General features: G+C 71.0%; 7 protein-coding genes. 4 read left to right on the forward strand and 3 right to left on the reverse strand.

Annotated features, from left to right (window positions below):
- Positions 1–12 precede the first annotated feature (12 nt).
- Positions 13–813: an SDR family NAD(P)-dependent oxidoreductase gene (locus K7787_RS27615; protein ID WP_223003317.1), complete on the forward strand. Its 801-nt coding sequence runs from the start codon at positions 13–15 to the stop codon at positions 811–813.
- Positions 814–912: 99 nt separating this feature from the next.
- The gene (locus K7787_RS27620; protein ID WP_223003318.1) at positions 913–1,635 is read left to right on the forward strand and encodes a PepSY domain-containing protein; all 723 of its coding nucleotides are present in this window, start codon (positions 913–915) and stop codon (positions 1,633–1,635) included.
- A 90-nt stretch (positions 1,636–1,725) separates the two neighbouring features.
- Here K7787_RS27620 and K7787_RS27625 read toward each other — a convergent pair whose 3' ends face one another.
- Both K7787_RS27625 and K7787_RS27630 read right to left on the reverse strand, forming a co-directional pair.
- Positions 1,726–2,829, reverse strand: a complete 1,104-nt coding sequence (locus tag K7787_RS27625) for a radical SAM protein (protein WP_164388849.1) — start codon at positions 2,827–2,829, stop codon at positions 1,726–1,728.
- 55 nt (positions 2,830–2,884) lie between these two features.
- Positions 2,885–3,421: a class IV adenylate cyclase gene (locus K7787_RS27630; protein ID WP_223003319.1), complete on the reverse strand. Its 537-nt coding sequence runs from the start codon at positions 3,419–3,421 to the stop codon at positions 2,885–2,887.
- Between the two features lie 193 nt (positions 3,422–3,614).
- On the opposite strand from K7787_RS27630, the gene K7787_RS27635 reads away from it, so the two are divergent.
- Both K7787_RS27635 and K7787_RS27640 read left to right on the forward strand, forming a co-directional pair.
- Complete coding sequence (locus K7787_RS27635) at positions 3,615–4,910, forward strand: NsdA family TPR-like regulatory protein (RefSeq protein WP_223003320.1); 1,296 nt, start codon at positions 3,615–3,617, stop codon at positions 4,908–4,910.
- On the forward strand, positions 4,907–5,518 hold the full coding sequence (locus K7787_RS27640; protein ID WP_223003321.1) for a GNAT family N-acetyltransferase: 612 nt from the start codon (positions 4,907–4,909) through the stop codon (positions 5,516–5,518). The genes K7787_RS27635 and K7787_RS27640 overlap by 4 nt, the downstream gene beginning before the upstream one ends.
- Before the next feature lie 145 nt (positions 5,519–5,663).
- Here the strand turns inward: K7787_RS27640 and ppdK are convergent, their stop codons facing one another.
- Positions 5,664–8,411, reverse strand: coding sequence for a pyruvate, phosphate dikinase (gene ppdK, locus K7787_RS27645; protein WP_223003322.1), 2,748 nt, complete (start codon positions 8,409–8,411; stop codon positions 5,664–5,666).
- Between the last annotated feature and the right edge of the window lie 860 nt (positions 8,412–9,271).

The following is a 9,271-nucleotide window of genomic DNA, read 5'->3' on the forward strand; positions in this document are numbered from 1 at the left end:
AAGGGGAGAGTCATGACCACCGCTTCAGGCACCACCGCCGGCATCCCGGCCGCACGCGCCTGTTTCACCGGCCGCACCGCCCTCGTCTCCGGGGCCGGTTCCGGCATCGGCCGCGCGGTGGCGCTCGCCCTCGCCGCCGAGGGCGCCCAGGTGGTGGTCGCCGGCCGCCGCCGGGAGCCGCTGGAGGAGACGGTCGCGCTGATCGAGGAGCGGGGCGGCACGGCGCTCGCGGCGCCCGCCGACGTGTCCCGCGCCGCCGACGCCGAGGCGCTGGCCGCGGCCGCGGTGGACCGCTTCGGCTCGCTGGACGTGGCGGTCAACAACGCCGGGATCTTCCGGGGCGGGACCCTGGCCGACCTGCCGGAGGAGGACTGGCACAGCCAGCTCGCCGTGAACGTCACCGGCGTCTTCCTGGCCCTCCAGGCGCAGGTGCGGCGGATGCGGACCCAGCCGTCCGGCGGCGCGATCGTCAACGTCTCCTCCAACTTCGGCCTGCACACCGCCTCGCCCGGGGCCGCCGCGTACGCCGCGACGAAGGCGGCGGTGACCGCGCTCAGCCGCGGCGCGGCCCTGGACCACATCCGTGACGGCGTCCGCATCAACGTGGTGAGCCCCGGCGCGACCGCCACGGGGATGTCGCTGCGGCCGGGCGAGTCGGAGGCGGACCGCACCGAGCGCGCCCGGGCCACGCTCCCCCTCGGCCGTATCTCGGCCACCGAGGAGGTCGCCGCCGCGATCCTGTACCTGGCCTCGGACGAGGCGGCCTCCCTGGTCGGCACGGACCTGGTGATCGACAGCGGCGCGTCGCTCTGAGTCCGGCCCGGCCGCCCCGCCCCGACCCGGGGCGGCCATTGTGGTGATTTGTCCGGCGGGTCGGTGTCGCGTTGTGCGGCGGCGGTTACCCACAGTGGTATGACCACTGCGCGACGTCTTCCGCCCCTGTGTTCGATCGCCGCGATCTGCGCCCTGGGCGGTTCCGCTCTCCTGATGACTGGCTGTTCGAGCACCTCGACCGGGTCGAGTGTGGCCGAGGCGGCAGCGGCCAGTCCCACCTCCACCGCCTCGCCCTCCCCCCACCAGTCGCTGACCCAGGACCAGACCCAGCGCCGGGACCTGCTCTCCAAGACGAAGGTCACCTGGGACCAGGCGGCCGGCACCGCCGTCAAGGAGGTCTCCGGCGGCAAGCTGATCGCCATCGAGCTCAAGGGCGTCTCCGGCAAGGCGAAGTCCTCGCCGACGGGCACGCCCAGCGTGGCCACCCCGAACCCGGCTCCCGCCGCGGGCGCCCCGGAGTGGCAGACCAAGGTCGCCACCGCCGACGGCACGGTCCACTGGGTCGAGGTCGACGCGGCCACCGGCAAGGTGTTCCGCAGCCAGACCGAACCGGACCAGGACGCCGACGACCGCAAGAAGATCGCCGACCGGCTGCGCAAGGCCACCCAGACCCCGGCCCAGGCGGCCAAGGTCGCCACCGACAAGACCAAGGGCAAGGTGACCGCCGTCGACCTCGACGAGAAGGACGACAAGCCGGTCTGGTCCGTCGACGTCGTCTCCACCGACAACTGGACCAAGACGACGTACGACATCGACGCGGCCAAGGGCACGGTCGTCCGCGAACACACCGACAACGACTGATCCCCCGCCCACCTGAAAGAGGCGGCACCCCCACAGGGTGCCGCCTTTCGGCGCCGCCGTCCGGCCTTGTCGTGGCCGCCGGCCCGCTGTTCAGCGCATCGCGGACGCGGACGCGTACAAGGCGGTGAGCCGAGCCGTCTCCTCCTCGCGGAAGGTGCGGACTTCGGCGCAACGCCGGCTCATCACGAACTCGCCCAGCGTCAGGCACAGATCCATGCGCTGGATGCAGACGCCGATCATGAAAGGGCCGTTTCGCGCCCGGTACATGCGCACGCCGTAGTACCCCTCCTGGCAGTCCCGTTCCTCGTCGAACCGGCACCCTGCGCAGGTGTCCGGCAGCCGGACGGGCCGGATGCTCTTCGCATAGAGGGTGCGGCCGTCGGGGAGCCGGTAGCGGATGCGCTGATCCGATGCCCCGGCGGTGACGATACGGCGGACCGGAACCGCTCCGAGGCGGTCCACCACCTCTCGCATCGCAGCGAGGGACGTCCCGTCGTCCTCGAGGTTCACGAGCATGCGTACGGTGACGGCCCGCCCGTGTTCCTCGATGACGCGGAGCACCCGGGCCACATGGTCGTGATCCGGGATCACGATGTTCGCCGAAACCTTCACGCCATGTCTGGAGGCGCTGTCGATCGTGGCGGCGAGGGCGTCCAGCTTCCGCTGCGCCAGTTTCGAGGAGGCGAGGCGCGGAGCCTGGACGGCGGCGAGTTCCTCGGGCGTCGTACCGAAGACGGACAGGTTGATCCGGTCGAGTCCGGCCGCCGCGCACTCGGGCAGAACGGCGGCTCCGTTCTCGCCGTTGCTGGTGAGCCCGACCGTCAAGCCGATCCGGCGGGCGATGCGGACGAGCTGCGGCAGCTCCGGGTGCAAGGTGGGTTCGCCGCCCGTGAAGTGCACCTCGGTCGTCGGGAGGCTGCCGCGCACTGCCGCGAGGGCGAGCGCGAAGTCCTCGTCGGCGCTGATCCGCTCCGGCAGGAACCCGGCGCCGTTCGTCGCGAGGTAGATCGAGACCCGGCCGGAGCGCCCGGGTGCCCCGGTGAACTGCCCGGCCGGGCGGCCGATGTTGTCCGTCGTGACCGGGGTGCCTTCGTTGTGGCAGAAGGTGCACGCCAGGCCGCACGCATCGATGATCTTGACGCGTAGTGTTCGGTCCTGCACCACCGTGACCGGTAATGCGTTCGGTTCGGTCATAGCCGCCTCCTGGCCGGCGGAGTCCGGGGACTCCGCCGACGGGTCGCAAAGAGGTTCAGGTGAAACGGAGTTCGCCGATCGAGTCGAGATCGATCCCGTAGCGGGCGAACACCTTCGTCGTGTTCTCGCTGGTCAGGTCGGACCGCGTGATGGAGAGACGGTCAGCGGCCTCCCATACCTGTTCCTCGGTGTCGCCCTCGATCTCCAGGTAGGGCGGAATGCCGGGCCATGCGTCGATCTCCAGCCGCACGCCGTCGAGCAGCCAGGACGAACGCCGGTTCTCCTGGTAACCACGGGGCGTGAGTCCCATGAGCCCGAGCAGCGCGTGAGCGTCCTCGAACGAACCGACCGTCGTCTCGGTCTCCCGGGTGCCGTCGATCTCGTCCGAGCTGATCGTCTTGACGCACAGCGTCACCGCGTCGCCGGAATCCCGCAGGCGTACCCAACGCCCTTCCACCGGGGGGACGGTGTCGTAGACGTAGCGGCGCATCAGCCGTTCGCCCTGGAAGCTGCCGCCCGCCGCCTTGATCCGCTCGGCCATGGCATCCGGATCGATCCCCAGCGCCTTCGCCTCGTACTCGATGGTGTGCATGTGTCTCCTGTTCGGGCCGGGGTTTCGGGCATCAGAGCATGAGCCTGCCGCCAAGTGCTCAGGCGAGCCTCCATTCCACCGCGAGGAGTGGCGTTCCGGACGGCGTCGAGGCGGACGTTCAGGCGGACGTTTTCGCCGGCGGCCGCCGCGCACTCGTTACGGTGGGGACGTCGTCAGCGGTGGGGAGAAGCTCATGAGAGGTACCGGTGGCAACAGAGGTACCGGTGGCAACGAGATCGCGCGATTACGGCAGTCCGCGGGCCATACGCAGCAGTCGTTCGTCCTGACGTTCCGGCAGGAGGCCTCGCGGCTCGGCGTCGACGCGTCGCTGAGCGTTCGGCAGTTGCGCCGTTGGGAATGCCAGAGCCCTCCGCCGTTGCCGCATCCCAGTCAGCAGGTCGTCCTGGAGGCGTTGTTCGGGATTCCCCTCTCCGACATGGGCTTCGACGTTCCGGAGCACCGCGTGCCGGTGTCCGCGCCGATCGGCGACACCGAAGGGGTGGGGCGGAGGACTTTCGTCGCCGACGCCGCTGCTCTCGCCGCGACGGCCGTGGTTCCCGGCGGCTCGGGGCCGCGGATCGGCGCCGGTGATCTCGTCCGGCTGCGCAGGCGGCTCGACAGTCTGTACCGGACGGACCACAGCAAGGGCAGCGTGCCGGCCATGGCCGAGGCGTGCCGTATCGAACACGAGGTGACACGAGCCCTCGGCACAGCCTCGTACACCGCTCGCGTCGGCCGTCAACTCCAGACGATACTCGCCGAGTTGCACGGGCACCGGGCCTGGTACGGCTACGACGGCGGGCGCCTCGCCGAGGGACGCGCGGCCTGCATGGAAGCTCTGGCAGCCGCCCAGCTCGTGGACGATCCGCTGCTCCAGGTCTCCGTGCTGGAGACGCTCACGCTCCTGGCCGTCAGGTCCGACCGCGCGTGGGAGGCCGCGAGCGCGGTGGAGAACGCCTACCGACTGGCCCGGCAGGCGGGGGCCGGCCACACCGTGCACCTGATCATCGCGCTGCGCGACGCCAACGTGGCGACCCATGTGGGGGACCTGACGGCAGCCCGCCGCGCCCTGAGCCGTGCCGTCAGCCGGCAGGGCAGGGTGGACGCAGACGTCGAGGTGCCCGGCTGGGCCCGGTTCGTCGGTCCTTTCGAGGTGGACTACGCCACGGCGGACATGTACGTGCGCGCGGGGCAGCCCCGGCGGGCCGTGCCCTTTCTGCGCGCCGCGGTGAGCGGCATCGGTGGTGATCTCCTCCGTAACAGCGCCTCGTACCGGGTGAGACTCGCGGGCGTGCTCCTCGAAGCGGGGGAGGCGGAGGAGGCGTGCGCCGAGATGACCACCGCGCTCGACGCATGCGGAGGGATCTCGTCGCCGCGTCTGCTGAGCAAGGTCGAAGGGTTCCGGCACGCCGTGGCCCGGATCGACTCGGCGGCCGCCCGGGAGTGCGGGGACCGCATCCGCGAGACCGTGCGGGGAGGCATCGTATGACCGCGCCCGAGGGCGTCACCGCCGAGGGACCCGAGGGTGTCACCGTCGACGGACTGGACGGCCCGGCCGCCGGGAGGGCCGAAGGCGACTTCGCCCTCGTGTACGCCGAGGCGTTCTCCGAACCGCCCTACCGCGAAACCCGGGACGACGTCACGGCGGCCTTCCGCCGCTTCCGCTCCCAGACGCGCAGGCGCACGTTCCGGGCCGCCCTCGCCCGCACCGCGGACGGTACCCCCGTCGGCATGGCGTACGGCTATGTCCTGGGACCGGGGACCGGCTGGTGGGACTCGCTCACCGAGCCCGTGTCCGACGAGATGCGCCGTGAGGACGGTCATCGCACCTTCGGTCTGATGGAGCTGGCCGTACGGCCGAGGTGGCGCGGGCAGGGCGTCGCGCGCCGCCTGCACGAGACCCTGCTCGGCGCCGTCGAGGCCGAGCGTGTGCTGCTCGACGTCCATCCGGCGAGCGCGGCGGCACAGGCCGCCTATCGGTCGTGGGGCTACCGCAAGGTCGGCGAGGCGATCCCCTGGGACGGCGCCGCCCTCCATGACGTGCTGGTGCTCGACCTGAGCCCTGGGCCGGCGCGGGACAGCAGGTCTCGTACGTGACCGTGGGCGAGCGACCGCGGCGCAGGACGAAAGGGGCGGCATCCCCGCACAAGGATGCCGCCCCTTTTTCGTGGACCGGAGTCCTCGTCGCAATCGGTCATGAGGGTCGGGGACCACGACGAGGACTCCGGGGCTTCATCGGTGGCTACCGGTGGTCGCTGCCCTCCGACTGGGAGGCCGCGCGGCCGGCCTCCAGGCGGGCCACCGGGATGCGGAACGGCGAGCAGGAGACGTAGTCCAGGCCCACCTCGTGGAAGAAGTGGACGGACTCCGGGTCGCCGCCGTGCTCGCCGCAGACGCCGAGCTTGAGGTCGGGGCGGGTGGCGCGGCCGGCCTTCGCGGCGGACCGGACCAGGGAGCCGACGCCGTCCTTGTCGATCGTCTCGAACGGGCTGACGCCGAAGATGCCCTTCTCCAGGTACGCGGTGAAGAAGCTGGCCTCCACGTCGTCGCGGCTGAAGCCCCACACCGTCTGGGTCAGGTCGTTGGTGCCGAAGGAGAAGAACTCCGCGGCCTCCGCGATCTGCCCGGCGGTGAGCGCGGCGCGCGGCAGCTCGATCATCGTGCCGATCGCCAGCTTCAGCTTGGTGCCGGTGGCCGCCTCGACCTCCGCGATGACCTTGTCGGCCTCCTCGCGGACGATCTCCAGCTCCTGCACGGTGCCGACCAGCGGGATCATGATCTCCGCGCGCGGGTCGCCCTTGGCGTTCTTGCGCTCGGCGGCGGCCTCCGCGATGGCGCGGACCTGCATGGTGAACAGGCCGGGGATGACCAGGCCGAGGCGTACGCCGCGCAGACCCAGCATCGGGTTCTGCTCGTGCAGCCGGTGCACGGCCTGGAGCAGGCGCAGCTCGTTCTCGTGCGGCTCCTGGCGGGACTCGGCGAGGGCCACGCGCACCGACAGCTCGGTGATGTCGGGCAGGAACTCGTGCAGCGGCGGGTCCAGGAGGCGGATCGTGACGGGCAGGCCGTCCATCGCCTCGAACAGCTCGACGAAGTCCTTCTTCTGCAGCGGCAGCAGGGCCCTCAGGGACTCCTCGCGCTCGTCCTGCGTGTCGGCGAGGATCAGGCGCTCGACCAGCTCGCGGCGGTCGCCGAGGAACATGTGCTCGGTGCGGCACAGGCCGATGCCCTGGGCGCCGAAGCGGCGGGCGCGCAGCGCGTCCTCGGCGTTGTCGGCGTTGGCGCGCACCCGCAGCCGGCGCTTGCGGTCGGCGAAGGCCATGATGCGGTGCACGGCCTCGACCAGCTCGTCGGCGTCGTCGGCGCCGGCGTGCATCCGGCCCTCGAAGTACTCCACGACGGGCGAGGGGACGACGGGGACCTCACCGAGGTAGACCTTGCCGGTGGAGCCGTCGATGGAGATGACGTCGCCCTCCTCGACGACGTGCCCGCCGGGCACCGTCATCCGGCGGCGCTTGGTGTCGACCTCCAGCTCCTCCGCGCCGCAGACACAGGTCTTGCCCATGCCGCGGGCGACGACGGCCGCGTGGGAGGTCTTGCCGCCGCGCGAGGTGAGGATGCCCTCGGCGGCGATCATGCCGTCCAGGTCGTCGGGGTTGGTCTCGCGGCGCACCAGGATGACCTTCTCGCCCGAGCGGGACCACTTGACGGCGGTGTACGAGTCGAAGACCGCCTTGCCGACCGCCGCGCCCGGCGAGGCGGCGATGCCGCGGCCGACCTGCTCGACCTTGGCGCCGTCGTCGAAGCGGGGGAACATCAGCTGGGCGAGCTGGGCGCCGGTGACGCGCTGGAGGGCCTCGGCCTCGTCGATCAGGCCCTGGTCGACGAGCTGGGTGGCGATGCGGAAGGCGGCGCCGGCGGTGCGCTTGCCGACGCGGGTCTGCAGCATCCACAGCTGGCCGCGCTCGATGGTGAACTCGATGTCGCAGAGATCCTTGTAGTGGTTCTCCAGGGTCTCCATGATCTGCATCAGCTGGTCGTACGACTTCTTGTCGATCTGCTCCAGCTCGGCGAGCGCGACGGTGTTGCGGATGCCCGCGACGACGTCCTCGCCCTGCGCGTTCTGGAGGTAGTCGCCGTAGACGCCCTGGTGGCCGGAGGCGGGGTCGCGGGTGAAGGCGACGCCGGTGCCGGAGTCGGGGCCGAGGTTGCCGAAGACCATGGAGCAGACGTTGACGGCGGTGCCGAGGTCGTGCGGGATGCGCTCCTGGCGGCGGTAGAGCTTGGCGCGCTCGCCGTTCCACGAGTCGAAGACCGCCTTGATGGCGAGGTCCATCTGCTCGCGCGGGTCCTGCGGGAAGTCGCGGCCGGCCTCCTTCTTGACGATCTTCTTGAAGGTGGTGACCAGCTTCTTGAGGTCGGCGGCCTCCAGCTCGGTGTCGACCGTGACCTTCTTGGCCTCCTTGGCCTTCTCGAGGGCCTCCTCGAAGAGGTCGCCGTCGACGCCGAGGACGGTCTTGCCGAACATCTGGATGAGGCGGCGGTAGGAGTCCCAGGCGAAGCGGTCGTCGCCGGCCTGCTTGGCCAGGCCCTGGACCGACTTGTCGGACAGGCCGATGTTCAGGACGGTGTCCATCATGCCGGGCATGGAGAACTTCGCGCCGGAGCGGACGGAGACGAGCAGCGGGTCGTCGGCCTGGCCGAGCTTCTTGCCCATCTTCTGCTCCAGGGCGTCGAGGTGCGCGCTCACCTCGTCACGCAGTGCCGCCGGCTCCTCGCCGCTGTCGAGGTAGACCTTGCAGGCCTCGGTGGTGATGGTGAAGCCCGGCGGGACGGGGAGGCCCAGGTTGGTCATCTCGGCGAGGTTGGCGCCCTTGCCGCCGAGGAGGTCCTTGAGGTCCTTGTTGCCCTCGGTGAAGTCGTAGACGAACTTCACGCCCTCAACGCTGTTGCCGCGTTCGGCTACCTGGGGATCTTTGTTTTCCGACACGGGTCTCGACTCCTCGAGGACGCGGTGGCTGCCCTGACGGCGAGGAACATACCCAGATCAAAGGCTTGTGGGTACGTCCACTCGCGCGTCATGCGCCCGTAACCAGCGGTCCGCCAGCGGATCGAAAGTCAAGGGTTGGCAAGTCGTCAGGGCCGGATGTTTTCACTTCTTGAACGACGAGGGGCCTTCCGGCGGGTCAAACCGCTCATATGAGCGGCTCTCGCCACGAGTGAGTTCGATCGATGAACGATCAAGTCGTGGCACTGAGTGCCATCTCTTGATGAGGTGCAGTCGCCCAAGATCCGCTCATCTGAGCGCGACACCTATCAAGGGTGGCGAGAATCACGCTGCCACAGGGCCCCGGATTTCACCATGCGGACGTGTTTTCGGTCCTCCCGTCGGTCCGGGGGCGGGCGCCCACCGCGCTGTTTGCCCGGTGTTTGCCGAGCCCCGTGAACGGCTCCGGCCGCCGGCCCGTACGGCACTACGGCGGCCCCTCCCTCCCAGGCAACCGCCACTCCTGCGCCGCCGCACACGGAAGGACCCCTGGGTGCCCCGACAGACGCCCCCGAACCAGCTGCCGAAGCCACGGACCGAGGCCCCGAAGCCCCCCGCCCCGGACCCGCCGGCCAGCCCGCCCACACGGGCCACGTCGGCCATGTCGGCCTCACCGGCCACGCCGGCCGCCTCGGCAGCGTCGGCTGTGGGGGCCGCATCGGCCGCGGGGGCGACCGCACCCGCCCCGGCCGAAACCGCCGCCCCGGGCCGCCCCGCCACGCCGGACCGGACGGCCGCCCCGGAGCCGACGGCCCGGAGGCCGAGAACGGCGACGCGGGCGACTCGGGCGGGGCGGACGCCAG

Origin of the sequence: Streptomyces sennicomposti (genome assembly GCF_019890635.1) — a bacterium.
Classification (GTDB): domain Bacteria; phylum Actinomycetota; class Actinomycetes; order Streptomycetales; family Streptomycetaceae; genus Streptomyces; species Streptomyces sennicomposti.

Bases quoted from the DNA above. Each gene is read 5' to 3' on its own strand.
- K7787_RS27615 (WP_223003317.1), top strand. From the start codon at position 13: ATGACCACCGCTTCAGGCACCACCGCCGGCATCCCGGCCGCACGCGCC.
- K7787_RS27620 (WP_223003318.1), top strand. From the start codon at position 913: ATGACCACTGCGCGACGTCTTCCGCCCCTGTGTTCGATCGCCGCGATC.
- K7787_RS27625 (WP_164388849.1), bottom strand. From the start codon at position 2,829: ATGACCGAACCGAACGCATTACCGGTCACGGTGGTGCAGGACCGAACA.
- K7787_RS27630 (WP_223003319.1), bottom strand. From the start codon at position 3,421: ATGCACACCATCGAGTACGAGGCGAAGGCGCTGGGGATCGATCCGGAT.
- K7787_RS27635 (WP_223003320.1), top strand. From the start codon at position 3,615: ATGAGAGGTACCGGTGGCAACAGAGGTACCGGTGGCAACGAGATCGCG.
- K7787_RS27640 (WP_223003321.1), top strand. From the start codon at position 4,907: ATGACCGCGCCCGAGGGCGTCACCGCCGAGGGACCCGAGGGTGTCACC.